This is a genomic window from Ignavibacteriales bacterium (assembly GCA_026390595.1).
Taxonomy (GTDB): domain Bacteria; phylum Bacteroidota; class Ignavibacteria; order UBA10030; family UBA10030; genus UBA9647.
In genome coordinates this window covers 118,689-139,395 of the sequence record JAPLFQ010000008.1, presented here as the reverse complement: position 1 = coordinate 139,395, position 20,707 = coordinate 118,689, and the positions used below count along the sequence as shown (strand labels likewise).

Here is a 20,707-nt window from a genome sequence, read left to right as displayed (position 1 = left end):
AAATCGTTTGTCCAATCATGCTGACGTTCACTTACCTTTCATCAATTCGACATACTCAGGTTCCTGCCGGATGCTGTTCAGGTCACTATCGCGTTGGATCCATTCGTAGTGCTGATATCCGGCAGTAATTGCGTTCTTAAGTGTCTCGATGGCGAGTTTTAATTCGTTTAGAAGGGCATAGAAGCAGGCCGCGTTATAGAGCATGTTCGGGTCACCGGGGCTTAGCTCGAGTGCTTTTGCAGCTTCGGCTTTGGCCTCATCACGTTCTCCTTCTTGCACAAGGGCATTCGCAAAGTACATGTGGGCACGCGCGTCATCGGGATGCTGTGGCAGGAAGCGTCTGAACACCTGGATTGCCTGCAGCATCGTCTCATGTCCTCGTTCCTTGTCTCCGATTCTCCCGTAAGCGACCTTGAGATCGCCGTATGCAGTGTAGAAATCGGGGTTGAGTGTAATGACCTTCTTGAAGAGCTCAACGGCTTCATGATCCCTATCAGTCGTGTGATAGATTCTTCCAAGGATCCAATACCCGACAAAATTGTTTGGGTCCAGCTCGATCGCTCTCTGGCTGGCAGCCAACGCGTCTTCGACCGATTTCTTATGAAAATAGGCGAGGCCCAAAGCGGCGTAGGCGTCTGACGAAGACGAATCGTACATCAGCGCCTTCAAGCCCGACTCGACTGCCCGGTCGAGCCACAACTCTTTTCTTTCGAATTGCTGATACAAAGTGGCATAGGCCTCCCCGAGTCCGGCGTATGCTCCCGAATATCGCTGATCAAGCTCGATTGCTTTCTGGAACAGCTGAATTGCGAATTGAATGCTGTTCTTTGTGCGCCGATAAAGAAAATCTCTCGCCCGGAGATTGCAGTCGAATGCTTCCGCGTTGAGCGTCGATCGCTTGGTCAGAACTACCTTTTCGGTCGGGGACAACTTGACCATCAGTGCGTCGACAATCTGCTTCGAGACCTGCTCCTGGATGTCGAATACGTCTTCGAGCTTTCCTTTGTAGGTTTCTGCCCAGAGTTGAGCGTCTGTATCCACGTCGATCAGCTCAACAGTGATGCGGAGGTTGTCCTGAAATTTTCTGACGCTGCCGGATAAGATGTACCGTGTAGCAAGTTCCCGTGCGATGGTTTTGATATCCTTGGTTGTTCCCTTGTACTGCATCGATGTCGCCCGGGGAACCAGCCGAACATCTTTCAGCCGCGCAAGGCTTGCAATGAGCTCCTCCGTCAGTCCATCGCTGAAATAGTCGCTCTCTTTGTCGGGAGAAATATTGCCGAACGGCAGGACGGCGATCGCCTTTGTCTTTGAGGCACCAGCGGCCATTGCGATTGCCTGCTGAACATCTGTCAGCTCGAGCAGAAGGGCTTCCATCGTCTCGAAGCGTTTGGCACGATCCTTCTGCAGCATTTTCATCACGACAGCGTCCAGTTGCCGCGGAATCTTTTTGTCGAGAGCGCTTGGCGCTGGCGGATCCTCGTTAACAATCAGATACAGGAGTCCCGCATCATGCTCAGCCCTGAAGGGCCTTTCGCCTGTCAGGAGTTCATAGAAGACAACGCCGAGCGACCAGATATCACAGCGTGCGTCGGTGGCGACCCCCTGTGCCTGTTCAGGCGACATGTAGGAAAGCGTTCCGAGTGATGTCCCGGTCCTCGTCAGCCCGGAGCTGCTCTTCAGCTTGGCAATGCCGAAATCCATGATCTTCAGAAGGCCATCGCTGGCGATCATGATGTTTTCGGGTTTGATATCACGATGCACGATGTTTTTGCCATGGGCGGCTTTCAGGCCTCGGGCGATTTGTTCCGTCCATGCAAGAGCCTGGTGGGGAGTGGTCCCCGAGGAAGACTTCTGATTCTCGATGTGAGATTTCAGGGTCGTCCCTTCGACATACTCCATGACGAAGAACTCGTTTCCATCTTGCCTGCTGATCTCGTATATGCCGAGAATATTGGGGTGATTGAGTGCTGCTGCCGCCCGTGCCTCCTGCATAAACCGCGTCTTGCTCTCTTCCGATGCGGAAAGATGCGTCGAAAGAAATTTGAGTGCAACGAAGCGCTGAAGCTTGGTATCCTGGGCCTTATAAACGACGCCCATTCCTCCCTCTCCCAGCTTTTCAAGAATCTGATAATGCGATATTGTTTGACCGATCACGAGGTATGACCTGGTTAGTTGGTAAACGAGTTAATTGGTTCGAGGATCCGACCGCTCGGTTGCCCGTTTCTACTTAAATAGATTCTCTATCATCACAAGTTTCGCGTTGATCCGTGTATCGAGATAGATGATTTCTTTTCCATCCCTGCTGACATCAATGGATGATTGCGGTGTCAAACCCTGAAAGGATCCTGTGATTCGTTCGTCTCGTCCGTCAGGAAGCGACATCCGTCTCATCTCGCCGACCCCCTTCACATAATAGATGTATCGACCCGACGGTTCTATGGTAACGGAGACACCTGCTTTAAGAAGTTTCTTCGGGGTGGGGAGTTGCGCGTCTTTCAATCCGGGAACGGGGGCAATCCAGAGTCCTTCTCTTCCCGAGTGTTGATCGAAACTCAAAATGTATTTCCCATTCTGCATCTTCAAAGCGAAAGCGGAATCGGCAAGCAGCTCTGGTTGTCCAGAGCCGTCAATAGTCATGGTCCAGGTTTGAAACGAACGGTAATAAGAAAACGACTGATTGTCAGTCCACCAGACGGGCTCTCCCTTGCCGAGTGTGCGGGTACTTCCCGGATTTGAGGGATCGATGAGGTACACCTTGACGGAATCATGGACTTCAAGAGCGGCATGCTGCCCATAGAGGAGAAACTTGCTGTTTGGGCTCCAGACCGGACCATGAGCCGCGCCGTCACTTGTCGTGAGTTGGACTCTGTTGGATCCTTCGCGGTCCATCACATTGAGGATCTGCCCGGGCTTCAGGGGATCCTGGAGAGAACTGACAAAGGCAATCTGCTTGCCGTCCGGCGAAAGTGCGATGTTGAGAATGTTGATGTCATCGAATGTGAGTTGACGGGCGCCGCCGGTATTCGCCATCCAGAAATGGCTAACCGATTGTTGCTGAAGGTAAATCAAGCGCGCTCCATCAGCGGAGGAACGTGCGTTGAAATCGGGCCCGCTCCCCTTGGTGACCTGTACCGGTGTTCCCCCAGAAGCCGGAATCATCCACAAGTTCGTGTTTCCACTGTTGTTGGATGAATAGACGATCGTTCCTCGTGTCGTCCACTCTGCATCGCCGATGTTTTTCTTACCTGATGTGAGTGTACGCATCGAACGGCTTTCGAAATCGTACGTGACAAGCTCCTGAAATCGACCCGGATAGAACCGGACAAATACAACGGAGCCGCCATCAGGTGACCATGAGAAGACCGGGTAGCCATGAGGTGCTGCCAGCGAATCGAGGAATTCACGATGGTTATCGCTGCCGTCCGGTTTCATTGTCCACAATTCCGGAAATACCGAAGTGCCTCCCACATCCTTGTTTCGAACATATCCGATGCGTTGGCCATCGGGGCGCCAGCGGGGAGCGGCCCCGGGATCAGCGAGCCGCTTGCTTGTTCCTCCGAGGGTGGAGACAATTGCGATTTCGGTTTTGAATCCGGATGCGTCTGTCCGGTCGTACACCACCCGGCTGCCGTCGGGAGAAATGTCAACAGACTGAATGGAGAGTGAAGAGTCCGATGTGATCCTCTTCGCATCGCCGCCGGTGGAATTCATGAAGTACACATCCCATTTTCCCTTTGCATCGATGGCGGGATACGCGATCCAATTGCCGTCCCGTGAAATGGCCGGAGGTCCCGTTTGCGTAAATGGTATTTGGAGGACCTGGAATGACATGTCCGCGTTGAGATTCACTGTGTGCTTCGAGGTGAGAAGCATGACGACAATCGCGACAGCGACGAGGCCGGTCGCGCCGATCGCAATTCGGAGATTTCGCTTTGAGACCGACGGCCTCTCATGCGCGCCGGATGGTAGAGGGGTGACCAGGGTTCCTGTCTCGGGCTTTTGCACGGGGATTTCCTGCGTGCGCATGACGCGCGAGGTCTTCTTCTGCAGCCGCCTGATTTCGCTCACCATGTCTGCGGCCGATTGATAGCGGTCTTCAGGGTCTTTCTCGAGTGCTCTGAGAATGATCCGCTGAAGATCTTCCGGCGTGTCTGAACGATGCTTTGTCAATGGTTCAGGCTGCTCGTTGAGAATTGAATACATCATTGCCGCTTCGTGTTCGCCGCGGAACGGCAAACGGCCTGTCAGCATCTCAAACAACACCGCGCCGAAGGCGAAGATGTCCGATCGTGCGTCGACTTCGCCACCCTGGATCTGCTCCGGTGCCATGTAGCCGAGAGTACCGAGTGTCGAGGAAGTCCTTGTCAGCTTGAGCGAGCCCTTGATTTTGGCCAATCCGAAGTCCATCACCTTCACCTGGCTCTTCGAGTTGACCATAATATTGTCGGCCTTGATGTCTCGGTGGACAATTCCCTTGCTGTGCGCTTCCTGGAGAGCTTCTCCGATCTGTACAGCATAGCCAAGTGACATCTCGACTTTTGTGGCTGCGAGGTCGAGCTCCCTCAACGTTTTCCCATCAACGAATTCCATTTCGATGAAGGGTCTCTCGCCTTCGTCGTGAATGCCGTAGATGATGCAAATGTTGGGGTGATTCAAGAGAGCTGCCGACCGGGCTTCGAGGAGAAAGCGCGAACGATCGACATCCTTTGCTGTGACATGCGATGGCAGGAATTTCAGGGCGACATCGCGATTGAGCTTGGTATCCCGGGCCTTATAGACGACGCCCATGCCCCCTTCACCCAGCTTCTCTAGAATCTTATAGTGAGAGATAGTCTGTCCAATCATATGCTACGCCTCCGCCAAAAAGAAGGCGCCTGCCCGCCTTTCTGAACCAACAATGGCAGGCGAGGATCCTCAAAGTTTCTACTGCTCACAAAAAGCGTTCGCAGGAAAATTCGGGACATGCCGCCCTCGCCGAGCTTTTCAAGAATCCTATAGTGAAATATTGTCTGACCAATCATGTGAATTGGTTAACTGGCTAAATGGTGAATAGTGATTGGTTCATCGATCCATTGACCCCCAAGGGGTCCTACGGACAATGATCCGATGCCAACAAGTCTTCGAACGTCTTATTTTTCACTCTTTACGTTATTCACTACTTGATACTTTGCACTCATCACTCCATTCACTTCTTCTTCAACTCCGCATCCCAGTTCACAACGAGCGTGATGGGGAATGACAATGTCTCACCCAGAACGGTGTTCACGAGAAAGCGTTTGCCGTCTGCCGTCACGTCGTAGGAAGTTGTCAGTCCGGTTACCGCTCGAGTCGCAAAGAGCGGCCGGACCGCACCGACGACAAACGTTTCCCCGATTGATGCCACTTCCGCCGCCATTAATCTGCCATCAGCACCCAGGTAATACAACTCCTTCCCATCTTTCCTCCACCGGGGACGACTTCCCGGTGTCGTTGATACCTGGTACTTACCTCCAGGCCCGGGAAACGGACGAACATACACTTGGTTGGTCCCGGACTCATTCGACTGATACGCTATCCACTTGCCGCCGGGTGACATTGTTGGGCGAACTTCGTTAAACTCTGTTTGTAAGAACAGAATGGGTTTGCGGTCGCCGGAGAGAGGTAAAACCCACAAATCAGTTCCTGTTTTTTGATCTCCGAACGTAAAATACAGCAGGAACCGACCATCCGCAGACCAATCAGTCGGGATCTTAGTATGGTCTGACTCCAACAACAACTCTTCGCTTCCTGCGCCGCTCGAGGCACGCTGATAAAGATTGAAAAGGGACTTTCTATTCGAGTTAAACACGATACGGTTCCCATCAGGCGACCAAACGGGATAGGCCTCCACAGCAGGGTCGAATGTGAATCGTGTAGAAACCTTCCGGGCAAGATCATAGACCCAAAGATCCACATTCCGGGACTTGGTGTCAGAAACGTCAACTGCAAGGTTCTTTGCATCCGGCGAAAGCCTGAAATTGCCGAAATTCCCCGGCTTATCAACTCTTTCGAGTTCCTTGCCTGTACGATCATACCAGATGAGCTGCGAGCTTCCGGAGATACCGCCGGTTTGGAACGCAAGAACTCCATTGTCCGAGACAGTGAAGATTGCCTTGTTGCGATTCGCGAAAAATTGAACCTGCTCGGCAACGGGAAACGCATCGCCGGTGAATGAGAGACTCTTCACGTCGAACGGCTGCGCCATAAGGGATTGTTCACGAAGGAAGAGCACATGGCCCGCCGCATACGCCATGTTCGAACTGGCATGAAGCAGGGTATTGTTCTCTGTGCCGTCAAGCGAACCGACACAAATAAGATCCCCTTCAGCTGCTCCCGTCTGCGTTGTCTGGACACCAAACAAGAAATGCTTGCCATCGGGCAGAAACCATGGCCAACGATGACTTATTTCCTGTCGCGAACTATCAAACTTGGTAAGAACTGTTGGCGATCCTCCTGCTGCAGACACGCGTGATAAAGGAGTATTCCCGGCCGCCGTGAAGACCACGACGCCATCGCGATTCCATGTCCCTCCCCGGGCGTCGGAAGCCTCGCAAATCGTCTGAGGTGGTCCGCCGGACGCCTCGATTTTTCTCAGCTTTCCTCCCGCAAAGAATCCGATGAAGCGGCTGTCCGGCGACCAAAAAGGATATTGTGCCCCTTCTGTGCCGCTGAGCATCTGGCCCGAAAGCGCATTCAGCGGACGAACCCAGACATTCGATTTGCGGGCAGAGTCTTGTCCAACGAAGGCGAGCAACTTGCCGTTCGGTGATAACGCAATGTGGCCCCCAAGGTCAGCGTTAAATGTTGTTTTCTCCGGAGGGAGGATGGAGGAGCGGGTTACGAACACTTCGCTTTCGCGTAGAGAGAAATAAGCAACCACGACGCTGCTGACGAGCAGTACTCCTGCGAGAATCCAAGCCGCGAATTCACGACGTGTAATCCGGATCTTCGGCTTCATCTCTGCGCTTGCAGATGCGGCGTTATCCGATTTGTAGATCGGCCTCGCAACACTGACGCGGCTGACGCGCGAACGGGAAGACTCGCGCTTGAATCGTCGCAACTCTTTGGCAACTTCTGCGACAGATTGGTATCTCTCTGATGGTTCCTTCTCAAGACACTCCAGAATGATCGCGTCGAGTTGAGGGTCGATCTCCGGCTTTACAGCCGAGAGGGGCGCGGGGTCGACATTGACGATCTCATACGAAATGGCAGTTTCGTGGACTCCCTTGAATGGCGATTCCCCTGTAAACAACTCGTACAGCACAACCCCCAGCGAGAAGATGTCCGTGCGATGGTCTGTTTCCTGCCCCTGCACCTGCTCGGGTGACATGTAACCGGCTGTCCCCACAGTGCTTCCTTCCTTGGTGAGCCGGGAAACACCTTTAAGCTTCGCCAGTCCGAAGTCCATGATCTGCACGCGTCCATCTTTGCGGATCATGATGTTGTCAGGCTTGATGTCCCTGTGGACGACACCTTTTTCATGCGCGGCGGCGAGTCCATCAGCCACTTGCGTGCCGATTTCGACCGCCTGCTTCAGGGGAACGTTCTGATCCATGTCCTTGAGCGTTTTGCCTTCGACGTACTCCATGACAATGAACGCTTTGCCATCCTCTTCTTCAACGCTATGGATCGTGCAGATGTTCGGGTGCGCAAGGGAGGCCACCGCTTTTGCTTCCTGCAGAAAGCGCGCTTTGTCGTCACGTGAAGCAGCGACGTGGGGAGGGAGAAATTTCAACGCAACAAAGCGGTCAAGGTTGGTATCTTGAGCCTTATACACCACGCCCATACCTCCTTCACCAAGCTTTTCCAAAATCCTATAGTGGGATACAGTTGTTCCGATCATAGTGGGTCTTGTTGAGTTAAGACATAGTGGAATAGTTGGTACGTCCGACCGTCAGCACGACGAGCGGATACCGCAACAACATGATCATCGAATCTGAAGATGCCTGTGGACGGTTACCATCCGGCGAGCCGGGATCTCCTGCATTCATCGCTTACCGCCCCTTCAGCAACTCTATATATCCGGGCTCGCTCCGGATATTTTCAAAATCCGGGTCCCGTTTAATCCACTCAAAATTCTCATAGCCATTTTCTACGGCGCTCCTCAGCAAGTCCACGGCCCGGTGGTTCTCCCGGAGTCGGGCATAGAGGCATGCGCCGTAGTACATCATTATGGGGTCGCTCGAGCTTGTTTCAAGGGCCTTTTCGCCTTCCCTTCTTGCCTCCGCGGATCGGTTTTCGTACACCAGGTGAACGGCGAACGCCATTCGCCGGTAAGCATCGTCCGGATAGCGCTCCAGATATCCGGGATAGACCTGAAGGACGTTGTGCAGTACTTCGTCGTATTTCTGTTTGTTGCCAAGCCGCTCGAGATACATCACCAGATCATCATAAGCTTGGAGGAATTCAGGATTCAGTGCAATGGCCTTTTCCAACGCATCTGCCGCTTCTTTGTCCCGATCGGTGGTATGGTAGATTCTTGAGAGGATCCAGTATGCGTTGAAATTCTTCGGGTCGAGGATAATCGCCTTTTGACTCGCCTCAAGAGCTTCGTCCAAAGAGCTCTTGCCCAAATAGGCAAGTGCCAGGGAGGCGTATGCCTCCGATAAAGAAGCGTCGTACATGATTGCCTTCAAACTCACATCAAGAGCACGATCGAGCCACGCTTCCTTCCGATCGAAATCACGGTAGAGAATGCCATACGATTCTCCCAGGCCCGCGTACGCCGATGCGTACCGTGGATCGAGTTGAATGGCCTTCTGGAAAAACTGGACAGCCATGTTCACGCTTGTCCTGGTACGGCGACTGAGGAAGTCGCGTGCACGAAGATTGCAGTCAAATGCTTCGGCATTCACCGTGGTGCGTTTTGACAACACGGTTTTCTCGGTCGGCGTCAGCTTGATCATCAACGCATCGACAATCTGTTTCGCCACCTGTTCCTGGATATCGAAGACGTCCGCCAGCGTTCCTTTATACGACTCGGCCCAGAGTTGACGCCCGCTCTCCACGTCGATCAGCTGAACGGCGATTCGGAGATTGTCCTGAAATTTCCGGACGCTCCCTTCGAGGATGTAGCGCGAACCCAATTCCCGGCCGATGGTCTTGATATCCTTGTTGGTTCCCTTGAACTGCATTGTGCTCGTCTTCGAGACAACATCGATATTTTTCAGCTGCGAGAGGTGTACGATCAGCTCCTCGGTCAATCCGTCGCCGAAATACTCGTTCTCCTTGTCCGCACCGATGTTGGTGAATGGAAGAACGGCGATGGCCTTTTGCTTTTCGGACGTGGCTGCGGCGCTCATCTCCTGCCGGATCCTTCGGAGAGCTTCAAAAACTTCATCGGCCGTCTGATATCGCTGATTCCGATCCTTCGCGAGCAGCTTGCGCGCAAGACCATCGACAGCGTGTGGTATCCTTCTGTCAAGTTCGCTCGGTGATGGTGGGTCCTGATTTACGATGAGATATAAGAGCCCTGCTTCGTGCTCTGATTTGAAGGGAAGATCGGCAGTCAACAGCTCAAAGAATATGATGCCAAGAGACCAGAGATCCGACCGGGCGTCGGCTGTCTGCCCCTGGGCCTGCTCGGGCGACATATAGGCAAGGGTCCCGAGGGATGTTCCGGCCTTTGTGAGTGTACTGTGATTCTTCAACTTGGCCAGACCGAAGTCCATGATCTTCAACTGACCGTTCCGGGTGATCATGATGTTCTCTGACTTGATATCGCGATGCACGATGTTCTTTTCGTGCGCGGCCTTGAGTCCCAGGGCGATATTCTCCGTCCATTCAAGCGCCTGGTGAATAGGCACGCCGGAGCCCGTCTTCAGCTCCGCAACGTGAATCTTCAGAGTTGTTCCCTCGAGGAATTCCATGGCAAGGAACATCGAGTCATCGCTCTCGCCGATCTCGTAGACAGAAAGAATATTTGGATGCGTCAGGGCGGCGGTCGCCTTCGCCTCCTGGAGAAACCGGGCCTTGTTCTCCCGCGATGAAGAAAGGGAGGAGGAGAGAAATTTCAACGCAACAAAACGGTCGAGGTTGGTGTCTTGAGCCTTATACACCACGCCCATACCTCCTTCACCAAGCTTTTCCAAAATCCTATAATGGGATATTGTCGTGCCTATCATTGACGACGCCTCCGCCAAAAAGAAGGCGCCTGCCCGCCTTTCTGAACCAACAATGGCAGGCGGGGATCCTCAACATTTCTACTGCTCACAGAAAGCGTTCGCAGGAAAATTCGGGACATACCGCCTCCGCCTAACTTCCCGACGATTTTGTAGTGGGATATCATTGTCCCGATCATCAGGAGACCTCCGTCAGTCTGAGCGCAGTCCCGCCTGTTGCAGCGGCGGGACGGAGTCGAAGACTGTTCCATGCCTGCTGAGCCGAGCACACCCTTCGATCCTTCGACAAGCTCAGGATCGAACCCCGAGCGACATTAGTGCTTAATCCCCGTTGGAGCCGAAGGGTTCGACTTCGCTCGCACAATTCGCTCGCTGCGCTCAGGGTGACGGTCGTGAGTTTTCTTTGGTTCATAATTGGGTACCCATGATTTTGTAGTCCGATATTGTCTGACCGATCATGATGAAAGGGGGGTAGTTAAATAGTTAACTAATGAATAGTGAATTGTTCCATTCAAGTCATCCTTCTGCTCGTTATCAAGAACAAGAATGACGAAAAGGTAAGAGATTGCCCAAAGAGCGATTCCTCAGTGTGTAGATTCTCTGGAGTGAAACGTTAGTTCTTCTTCCGTCGCATGACGACTACGGTAATGTCGTCGGATTGGGCGTGGCCGGCCGCATGTTTCTTCACGGCTGCAACGAGGTGGTCGATGATCTCGGAGGCGGGCGCGTGCTTGTGCTGATCGATCACAGCAGCGATGCGATCATCGCCGAACATGTCTTCTTCGACATTCATGGCTTCCGTAACGCCGTCGGAATAGACAATCAGGAGGCTGTCATCTTCCATCGGAACGGACTCTTCCTCGAAACCGAAGTTGGGCAGCATCCCGAGGGGGATTCCGCCGACCTTCAGGCGTTTGATTCCGGATTGGGTGGCACAAAGATAAGGACTATCCTGACCGGCATTGGAATAATGAAGCTGATGGTTCTGCGTGTCAAGGATAGCATAGAACAGAGTGGCAAATTTCTCGGGGCTGGTGCTTTGATACAGCAATTGGTTCGAACGCTCCAGACATGTTCTCGGGGATGCTGTTGTCAGCGTTTGTCCGCGCAGCGTTGCCTGAAGATTGGCCATCAGGAGAGAAGCGGGCAACCCCTTGCCGGTAACGTCTCCGAGACAGAAAGCGAGATGATGGTCATCGATGGGGATGAAGTCGTAATAGTCGCCTCCAACTTCCTGGGCCGGAATGGATCTGCCCGCAATTTCATAGCCGGGAATACTGGGGGCTGATTTCGGCAGAAGTTCGTTCTGAATACGGGCCGCGAACTTCAGCTCTTCCTGCATTTTAACGAGAGTCTTCTCTTTCTCGTAGAGTCGTGCGTTTTCCACGACCTGACCCGATTGTCCCGCAATGATCGCCAGAAGTCTCTGATCGTCTTCTGTGAAGGGCTTCCCGTCTTTCTTGTTGTAGACAGTCAGCACTCCCCGCAATTCGGACTTGACCATCATGGGAACTGCGATAAGTGACAGAACGGATTCTTCCCACGGGATACCGCGGAATCTCTCATCGGTTTTTGGGTCGTTGATGACCAGGGGCTTCTTGTTGAGGTGCATCCAGCCAAGAAGCGCCTGGCTGAAATGAAAATGTCCCTGTTCTCTCGAACTCACCATCGTCCGAACAAGCGTCTTCATCGATTGGTTGGATTCTTCTTCAACCAGCGTGATGACACCCTGTTCGGCGCTGCTTGCCCGCAGCGAGCGACGCACAATCGTCTGTACAATCTCTTCTGTGTTGAGAGACGCTCCAATTGCACGCGCCAGATCATTCAATACCGAAAGCTCTTCGACGGCGCGTTTCAGGCGTTTGTTTTCCTCTTCAAGAGATTGCAGCCGCGGATCCTGGCCAGACTGGACGGGCATAGTTTCCTTGGAGTGACATGGTTGGGAAGAAAAAAGCTATTAATGACAACAACTTAGGAGGTTCAATGATTCCCATATTTAAAGAGAGTGAGAGAACCAATCGGGGGGAGAACTGTTCACAATATAAAGAAAGTATGAGGTCGATGCTCTTTCAGAGGGAAATTCGTAGAATTCTACATATACTCAATTTGCTTGGCAAAAACGGATAGATCGGCTCGTAAAAGAGCCAGATGCGTTGACAAACTGGAACCAATGTCCGCCACAATGCACCTCGCGCCAACCTTCCAAGCCGCGATTCGTATGACCTTGAGCCACATCTTTGAACGCAGAAGCCAAGGGAAAGAGCGGAAATCGATGAACGTTTCATCTTTCGACAAGACTGTTCTCATTCTGGTTGGAGTCCTTGCCTCGCTGTTTCTACACGCAGGTTGCGACAAGTTATTGTCCCCGATTGACGCGACGATACAGGACAGACCTCTGCGCGTCTATCTGCCGCCCGGCTATGGTACGTCAACAAAAAGCTATCCCGTCGTCTACCTGTTCGACGGAGATCAGTGGGCTATCAATACGTTGCTCAACGACCGCATGCTTCGGGGTACACTGCAGGAGATGATTGTTGTCCAGGTGTACAGCACGGATCAACGCACGAGCGAGTTCGTTCCGTACGATGACGCATACATTACGGAACACTTCGGGCGCTATGTTCCGAACGCGAAGGCGTTTGCCAACTACATCGTCGGAACGGTCATACCCACCATTGACGGGAAGTACAGGACGATCAAAGACCGGAGCGGGCGGGCAGCGATGGGTTTCTCATTCGGCGGCCTCTTCGTGACATGGCTTGCGTTCAACTATGATACGACGTTCTCTATGGCCGGAGCCCTCTCGCCGTCGTATTGGGTTGCGAACAACAAGATCTTCGATGACATCGCCGCAATGCCAAGAAAGGAAGTCAAGCTCTGGTTTGATATCGGAACACGGGAGTGGGACTATTATATTCCCCTGCTGGATGTCCTGGCGGGAAAGGGACTCGTGTATGGAAAGGACTTTCTGTACTACGAAGTGAAAGACGGATCACACATGATGCTTGACTGGGTGGAGCGAATCGAGTACCCTCTGATCATGTTCAAACCCCCTGCGTCGGACAGCATTGTGAGTATGAGAACGGATCTTGAAGTGATTCGGAGCGTCACGATGTCGGGCGTCTACTTCCTGCGATTAAATCCCGTCATCACTCTGAAGAGCGGCATCGTTCACTCCGCAGCGACATTCGCTTCATACCAGCTGCTCAATCCCGGAGATGGAGTTGTGAACCGCGACGGGAGTTTTGAATTCAGATCAACACGGGACCTCATCGTGAAGATCCGGTATCACAATGTATCAGATTCGGTGGTCGTTGGGTATCAGACAGTTCAGCAGATGAAGTGAAGGCGGATAATTGTCAATGGAGAATTGTGAATTGACAATTCACCATTAATATCCCGTTCACGGAGCCACCATTATTTGTTCGGTTTTTCCCATCTCCCCGAACCCGGCGCCGGTTTCCACTTCGAATCAGGTTCAAAGTACTCCCACAGCATCCTTGAAACACGGCGAATCAGGACATAGCCCTCGTTGTCACCCTCCCACCGCTGATCCTTCTGGTTTTTCGTGATGACACAGAATACATAGTCGCCGGACGGGCCGTTGACAAGCACGACTTCCGATTTGGAGGCGTTCACAGCTCCGCTCTTGGATGCAACGTGAACTGTGGGCGGGATTTGTGAAACCGCCTCCCCATCCCAGAACGGTTTCGACAGAACGCGGAACATCTGTTCGCTTGCATCGGGACTGACTGCGCGCCCCTGGTAGATGAGTGCCATTAATTCTGCCATGTCGCGCGGTGTGGTGTGTCCCCAGCCGTAGATCTCGCGGATCCCTTGGCGGCCCGGGGTCCGTGAATTGACACGTGTCTGGTGGAATCCATTGTTCTCCAGCCACGCATTGATCGTCGTGCCGGTGCCGGCCAGCTGCTGGAGCCAGAGAGACGCGGTGTTGTCGCTCAGCGCAATCATCAGCATGACGATTTCGGCCAGAGGAAGCTTCGTGCTGTCGCGGAAGGAACCGGTGACACCGTCGTCGTATTTCAACGAGTCGCGGTACACGAGTTCCTGGCCGTATGTGAGTTCCCCCTTGTTGATCTTATCGAAGACGCCGCAGAGTATGGGCACTTTTATCATGCTTGCGGTGGGGAACAGAGTGTCGGGCTGGCAGGCCGCCATTTGACCGGTTGTGAGGTTCCTGACGTACACCCCCACATCTCCTCTGAAGCCCTTCACAAGCGCCTCCACATTCTGCTGCAGTACACGATCGTCGTGCGGCCTGAGAGCGGAGCCGGAGGGGCTGCACGAACTGAGCAGAAGAAGACAACTGACGAGAAGAAGAGAGGGGAGGGGCTTCGCGGCCGTAACCATTGGGAGTTCCTTCCTATTCTTTGAGAATGACCTGCTCGCCGATTTCAAGAATCTTTACCCGATCCCGGAGTCCGCGTTCTGCTATGAGTTTCTCCAGAAGGTTCTTCGCATAGGCTGCGGTCGGTTCCAGTCCCTGGAAAAACGTATCGTGATGGATCGGAATCATCAGCTTTGCACCAACATCTTCGAAGACCTGGAGGGCCTCTTTGGGGTCGACGTGAACGCGGCTCATGAATTCGCGCGGCTCCACCGGGGCGATCGGCACGAGGGCGACATCAACGTGGAATCGGCGGCCGATCTCCTTGAACAGTTCGGGATCGAACCCGGTATCTCCAGCGAAGAACACGGTCGTTCCTTTGTATTCAATGACGTAGCCCGTCCACGTTGGGTCCTCATTCCAGCCCGCATCAAATCCGTACCGCCCCCCGAAATGCTTTTCAGCGACAGCCGTGATGCGAAGGCCGTCATCTTCAAAAACCTGCCACGGTTTTAGCGGGACGGTTTCCCTGAAGCCGAACTCGGGCGTATATGAAATTCCGCCCGAAGGGACAAAAAGTCTGGCAGTTTTCGGAAGCAGATCCAGGCTTGAGTAACTGAAATGATCCATGTGAATATGGGAGATCACAATCGCGTTGAGTCGCGGGATGGACTTGGAATCGATACCCGGATCGATGGAACGCTTGGCGAGGAGACCGATGGTGTTGGTGAACACCGGATCGGTGATGATGACCTTGTCGTGGATTTGTATCAGGACGGTGGCGTGTCCCACCCAGAGAACCGAAAGGCCCACGCTGTTGCGAACGGGCGACACGATCTTATGCGCAACTGGTTGAGTCGGTTCGCTGAGTTGATCGATCGCGCGTGAAGTGAATCGAGCGACAAGAGGATTGCAGCCGTAGCACGCGAACAGGACAAGGACTGCAGCAACTACTGGACAATATGTTCTTGATCTTGTTGTCCGACAGTTGAACTGTCGGACATGGGCCCTCTTCGACAGCACGCCTGCCCAAAGAGAAATGGTTCGGCGGGCAGGTTCAACTGTCGAAGAACAACGGGACCTGATGATACGAGATCTACACTGATGTCGATCGGCGGGAATCTCGTGCTTCTTCTGTGTCATCCGTGTGCTCGTCAAGGCGCCTTCAGAAGAAACGAAATTCAATCGTGCCCATCCAGATCGCTGGATCTGCACTGTGCTTGAAGTTGAGCTCGACGAAGCCAAAGAGAGTGGAAACACCAACGACTTTGAACCAAGGAGAGGAGCCAGCGAATGCGTACTTTGCGACGCCCACAGTGAGACCCAGATACTCGCCGCGTTCAATGAGCGGTACGTGACCAATGAGCTGGACGGAGCTGCCGAAGTACGATGAGCCGGTCTTTCGCGTCGATACCTGCCCGGTGATCTTCAGCTCGATGGAACCCGTAAACCGCGCCGGGGGTACGACTCTGAACGAATGCCAGGGCGAGACCAGTTTCGTCATGCCAAAGGAATACAAGACCGGCGTCGCTTCCCACTCAAAGGCGAACGGAATATCACCGGGGTGAGAGACAACCATCATGCTTGGAACCGCCTGGAGCCCGAGCCAGGTATCAAATCCGCTGGGACGATCTCCCAATTGGGTTTGTGCCCGAAGGGGGATGGCGATCCCAAGACAGAGAACCAATGCTATCGCCAGACGGTTGAGTACATTTCGCATAATCCGAGCCATCTCCATTACTCTACTACTCCACTACTTCAGTACTTCCTACTCCAGTACTCTCTACCCACATACTTCCTTTTTCAACCCCCAACAGCCCCTGCGGGGTTCCATCGATGCGTGAGAAAACAGCAAGGGGCAGCTTGTCGGCCGCCCCCTGATCTGTCAGCAAAACACTAGTTGACGATCTTGCCGAAACGCATCTCCTTCGCAATCCTGTCCATCTTGTAGATCTTCTCCATTGCTTCCATCAGTCCGGAGGAGTGAACAGCAACAGTCCTGTTCTTCGTATCGTCGAAGATGAACCTGCCGGGGAGGCTCTCGATGTTTCCATCAAACACGAGGCCGACCACTTCGAGGTTTTTGTTGATCACAGGGCTGCCGGAGTTGCCGCCGATGATGTCGCTGGTGGCAACAAAATTAATCGGCGTGCTCATGTTGAAATCGGCAGGAGGATTTGCCCATCGGGCTGGCAGATTCCATGGATCCTTCTTGCCGAAGGAGTGGTACCGGTCATACATTCCGTAGAAGGTTGTATAAATTGGGGCGATTGTACCGTTGTAGTCGTATCCTTTGACAACACCGTCCGCGATGCGCAGCGAGAAGCTCGCATCGGGCGGGATGCTGGTGCCGTACACATCGTACATCGCCTTGCCCAGCAATTGCAGGAAAGGCTGCTGCTTCGCAACGACAGGGCGTGCCTGCGACTGGAGTTCAGAGGAGCGGGCAGTGGCATACTTCGCGAAGTCGAGAACAACGTCTGCGGTCTTTGTGATCTCATCCTGTTTGGCATTCGCCAATGCTTCGAACTTCTCCTTGGATCCAGTTATGGAACTGCTCATGAGCGCGACTGCGGCCTGTTCCGGCGTACGTCCTGCCATCAGCTTGTTGAATGCTTCATTCTTGTCGCCGAGCGACTTCTTCATGTACGTCAGCTGGTCTATCAGCATCATCTTCTCAACTTCTGCCGCATAATTTCTTGGCCACGAAGGTTTGCCGGCCGGTCGGCCGCGGAAATCCATCTGACCGGTTGCGTAATCGAGAAGACCGGCAGCGAGCGACAGCGTGGAAGACCAGTTCCGGACGTTCAGCGGCAACGCCTCGCCCTGGAGTGCCTGAAGCTGCTTTTCGTACGTCGCAATCTCTCCCCACGGATCGCCGTACTTCGCCTTCAGCTGTGCGTTGTTGACAACCGCGCCGCGGAAATTCTTCTCGAAATCGGCCTTTTTCGCCATTACAATAGGATCTCTGAGCGCTTCAAGTTCGCCTTTGGTTGTTTTCAGTGAGTTGGCGATCCCGAAGATCGTGTTGATGTTTTCATACTTCTTATCAGGGTTCTTTTCGACGTAGGCATTCAACGCGTTCAGGCGACTTGACCCCGCCGCAACATTGAATGGATACGAGAGATTTCGTGCTGTCTCGAGTTGGGCAACGGTATTGAGACGAGCTGTCCGACCAGGATTGCCGATGACAAATACCGGTTCATTCTCTGCCGCGCCGTTCTTGCTGAAGGGGAAGAAGTTGGGAGTCTTCAGCGGCTTGCCGTTTTCATACACGCGGAACAACGACAAATCATAGTCGTAGCGCGGATAGGTGAAGTTATCTGGATCGCCGCCGTAGAACGCGATCTCTTCTTCCGGTGCGAACACGAGGCGGACATCGGTATAACGTTTGAAGCCGTAGAGTGAATAGTGTCCACCATTGTAGAAGGGGTATACATTAAAGACCATCGAATCGCTCGTGGTCTGCTTGAACTTTGCAGCGTAGCGGGCGATGATCTGGGTCGTCTTGGCAGCGCGGTTCGCCGCCTTTGCGCTGTCAGTTGTTCCGCTGTCAAACGCTGCCTGCATCTCGGATGTCACGTCTTCGATTGTCACAAGCTGGTCGACATACGTCGGGGCTTTCCGCTCTTCTTCCAGAGTCTTTGCGTAAAATCCATCGGTAACAAACTTCTCACCTTCCTTGGCGACGGCAGCAAGAGGACCCCGCGCGCAGTGATGGTTGCTCATCACCAAACCGTCTTCGGAGATGAACGATGCGGTACAACCCGGAAGTCGCAACGTGCCCAGGCGTGCTTTGTCAAACCACGCTTTGTCAGGGGTGAAACCGTAAGTCTTCTTGAAATAGTCGACCGGCGGGAAATCGAACGTCCACATTTTGCCAGTGTCGAACTGTCCGGCTTTCACGCTCTCAAGCACTTGCTGACTCGTAACCTCCGGTCGTGTTCCCTGGTTGCTCGAACAGCCGGCGAAGAACACCAGCGAGACAAGCAGAACAATTGCGGAGGATCTTACTATTGCTCGCAACATAGATACACCTCGTGAAATGTTGTACAGTTGATTTGGATGACCAGAAAAGTGAATCAAGGTAAGAAGAACTCTCTGCTCACGCAACGAAAACACGCGGTCCATGCAAGAAGAGCGCCCTAGAAGCTCGGATGAAAACTCGTCATTTGCCACAAAGGCACTAAGTCACAAAGAAGAAGGACGCAGAAAAGTGAAGTTTTCATACACCTTGGTGTCTTTTGCGCCAGAGGCGCATGAGCCTTTGGCTCAGTGACTTGGTGGCGGCACTTTCCGCTCGGCTCTCTAGAAGAGCGCTGTTTGCGGATTTCCGAGAATTGACAATTCTTCAGGATGCAGGAGAAGAGTCAATTCGCAGGCAAAAGATTCCTGCCACAATTGCACCCGCGATGACGTATTCAAGTGTCCCGTACAGAAACCACTGCAATGCGAGCGAATATGGAATCTGCATGAGTGCGTAGTTTCCGTACGCTTTCGGAAGCGCAGCCATCAGCGCGACGTACAATCCGTAGCGGATTCCCTCTGCAATGCCTTTCCCCTCATATCCTTTCGAGAATATGAAGACGAAGAAAAACGAAAAGAACATTCCGGTCACGGGGAGCAGCCAGAGCTTCATTTCCGCGATCGGTCGCCAGATATGGGAATAGGAACCGTAGATTGGATCGAGAAGATAGAAATCGAGAAGACCTTCGATGATCTGTGTCGTCACGAAAACAGCCACGAACCCGATCCAGAGTCTCCTGCTCATGAATGTTCCTTTCTCGTCATACATGTTTTGGAAATTGTGCGAGGGCCAGCGGCACCATCACCCGACGCCGGGTCAAACAGCCGAAGCGTACTCCAAAGCTCCTCATCGGGCTCAATATATCAAAAAAGGAGCGAGAATACATTTATCGACCACCAGAGCCTTTCTGTGATGGCGCTCGTTGATTTTCAAGACCGAAATGAATAGTTTCTAAGTACACCGTCCAGAGCCCCCAGGGAGAAGTCCATGCTGAGCAAGAAAGACCCGCAACAAGAATCGGTCAAAGAGCGCGTTGCGCTCCATTTGCGTGCCGCAGATATCATGGCCAACGAATCACAGTTCAAGGATTCCATCGCCCAGATCGAAGCGGCGCTGCAGCTCGATCCGAGGAATTACTATGCCCGTTCTTTTCTGGATCGCGTGCGTGCCCGGATGGAGAAATCGCAGAAACATCAGGTCGAAGAGACGGAAGTGAAGGACCCCAAAACTTCCCGTGACGATCAGCGCATCGCGCAGATCAGCATGCTCCTGCGCGCGGCAGATCAGCTCATGGCCGCAAAGAAATTCAAACTTGCCCGGCAGCAGGTGGAAAAAGTGTTCGCCATCGATCCGCAAAACTACTACGCTAAAGGATACCAGGAACGCATCAGCCTCCTCGACCCCGATGAAGTGAAGAAGCCTGCCGCCGACAAGCCTGAACACTCTCCTCAGCGGGCCGTGATGCCGGAGCCGCCTGCGGATCAATCCAGGCCGGGTGAGCGCGCGAGCGTAGCGATGTATCGCGAGCTGTTGAAGGAAATGTGGTTTGACGGATCCGTGACGGAAGAAGAGGCGCGCGAGTTGAAAAAAGTGCGCGACCTATTCAGAATCTCAGATGACGAGCACCGGGATGTCGAAAAACAAATTCAGATCGATGCATATGTGGAGTCTCTCCGCATTGCCTGGAAGGATGGGGTCATCTCGCAGAACGAGAACGAAGTTCTGCAGCTCATGCGGCGGAAGTTCAACATCACAATGGAAGAACACATGTGCGCGGAGGCGAAGATTCTGTGGGCCAAAAACACGCCGAACGCGAAATCAACGATCCTTCTTGCAGACGATGAAGAAACGCTGCTCCTTTCGCTTGCCGCGAACCTTCGAAAGCATGGCTATGACGTCGTAACCGCGGAGAGCGTGGAAAAGGCGCTCGAGATACTTCAGAAAACCATCCCGGCCATCGTCGTCTCCGACCTGCTGTTTGGTGAAGGTCAACAGACGGGCCTGGAGTTCTATCAGCATGTGCGCGAGGATGAACGACTGAACGACACGCCGTTTCTTCTGATGAGCGGTATCAGCGATGAGTTTGTGGTGCGCGCGGGGATGCGCCTGGGTGTGGACAACTTCATCGAAAAGCCCTTTGATCTGGAACTGCTTCTTGCCACGATCGAAGGCAAACTGAAATAATGCCGT

At 53.2% G+C, this 20,707-nt stretch carries 12 protein-coding genes; 2 read left to right on the top strand and 10 right to left on the bottom strand.

Annotation, left to right across the window (positions count from 1 at the left end):
- Positions 1-27 precede the first annotated feature (27 nt).
- From NTU47_03610 to NTU47_03590, 5 genes are all read right to left on the bottom strand, one after another.
- Entirely contained in the window at positions 28-2,157 is a 2,130-nt protein-coding gene (locus tag NTU47_03610) for a protein kinase (protein MCX6132881.1), read from the bottom strand.
- 69 nt (positions 2,158-2,226) lie between these two features.
- Positions 2,227-4,848 carry a protein kinase gene (locus NTU47_03605; protein ID MCX6132880.1) on the bottom strand — a complete coding sequence of 874 codons (2,622 nt, stop codon included), beginning with the start codon at positions 4,846-4,848 and terminating at the stop codon, positions 2,227-2,229.
- Between the two features lie 340 nt (positions 4,849-5,188).
- A complete protein-coding gene (locus tag NTU47_03600) occupies positions 5,189-7,864 on the bottom strand; it encodes a protein kinase (GenBank protein ID MCX6132879.1) in 2,676 nt (891 codons plus the stop codon).
- A gap of 151 nt (positions 7,865-8,015) precedes the next feature.
- Positions 8,016-10,145 (bottom strand): protein kinase, encoded by a 2,130-nt coding sequence (locus NTU47_03595; protein MCX6132878.1) that lies wholly within the window; start codon positions 10,143-10,145, stop codon positions 8,016-8,018.
- Positions 10,146-10,755: 610 nt separating this feature from the next.
- Positions 10,756-12,060, bottom strand: a complete 1,305-nt coding sequence (locus NTU47_03590) for a SpoIIE family protein phosphatase (GenBank protein MCX6132877.1) — start codon at positions 12,058-12,060, stop codon at positions 10,756-10,758.
- Positions 12,061-12,414: 354 nt separating this feature from the next.
- On the opposite strand from NTU47_03590, the gene NTU47_03585 reads away from it, so the two are divergent.
- Complete coding sequence (locus NTU47_03585) at positions 12,415-13,488, top strand: alpha/beta hydrolase-fold protein (protein ID MCX6132876.1); 1,074 nt, start codon at positions 12,415-12,417, stop codon at positions 13,486-13,488.
- Positions 13,489-13,559: 71 nt separating this feature from the next.
- Here NTU47_03585 and NTU47_03580 read toward each other — a convergent pair whose 3' ends face one another.
- The 5 genes from NTU47_03580 to NTU47_03560 form a co-directional block, all read right to left on the bottom strand.
- Positions 13,560-14,513 (bottom strand): class A beta-lactamase-related serine hydrolase, encoded by a 954-nt coding sequence (locus NTU47_03580; protein MCX6132875.1) that lies wholly within the window; start codon positions 14,511-14,513, stop codon positions 13,560-13,562.
- A gap of 13 nt (positions 14,514-14,526) precedes the next feature.
- The gene (locus NTU47_03575; protein MCX6132874.1) at positions 14,527-15,324 is read right to left on the bottom strand and encodes an MBL fold metallo-hydrolase; all 798 of its coding nucleotides are present in this window, start codon (positions 15,322-15,324) and stop codon (positions 14,527-14,529) included.
- Positions 15,325-15,655: 331 nt separating this feature from the next.
- Complete coding sequence (locus tag NTU47_03570; GenBank protein MCX6132873.1) at positions 15,656-16,210, bottom strand: hypothetical protein; 555 nt, start codon at positions 16,208-16,210, stop codon at positions 15,656-15,658.
- A 176-nt stretch (positions 16,211-16,386) separates the two neighbouring features.
- Positions 16,387-18,519: a S46 family peptidase gene (locus NTU47_03565; protein MCX6132872.1), complete on the bottom strand. Its 2,133-nt coding sequence runs from the start codon at positions 18,517-18,519 to the stop codon at positions 16,387-16,389.
- 322 nt (positions 18,520-18,841) lie between these two features.
- Positions 18,842-19,261 carry a hypothetical protein gene (locus NTU47_03560; GenBank protein ID MCX6132871.1) on the bottom strand — a complete coding sequence of 140 codons (420 nt, stop codon included), beginning with the start codon at positions 19,259-19,261 and terminating at the stop codon, positions 18,842-18,844.
- A gap of 243 nt (positions 19,262-19,504) precedes the next feature.
- On the opposite strand from NTU47_03560, the gene NTU47_03555 reads away from it, so the two are divergent.
- Positions 19,505-20,701: a response regulator gene (locus NTU47_03555; protein ID MCX6132870.1), complete on the top strand. Its 1,197-nt coding sequence runs from the start codon at positions 19,505-19,507 to the stop codon at positions 20,699-20,701.
- Positions 20,702-20,707: the final 6 nt, after the last annotated feature.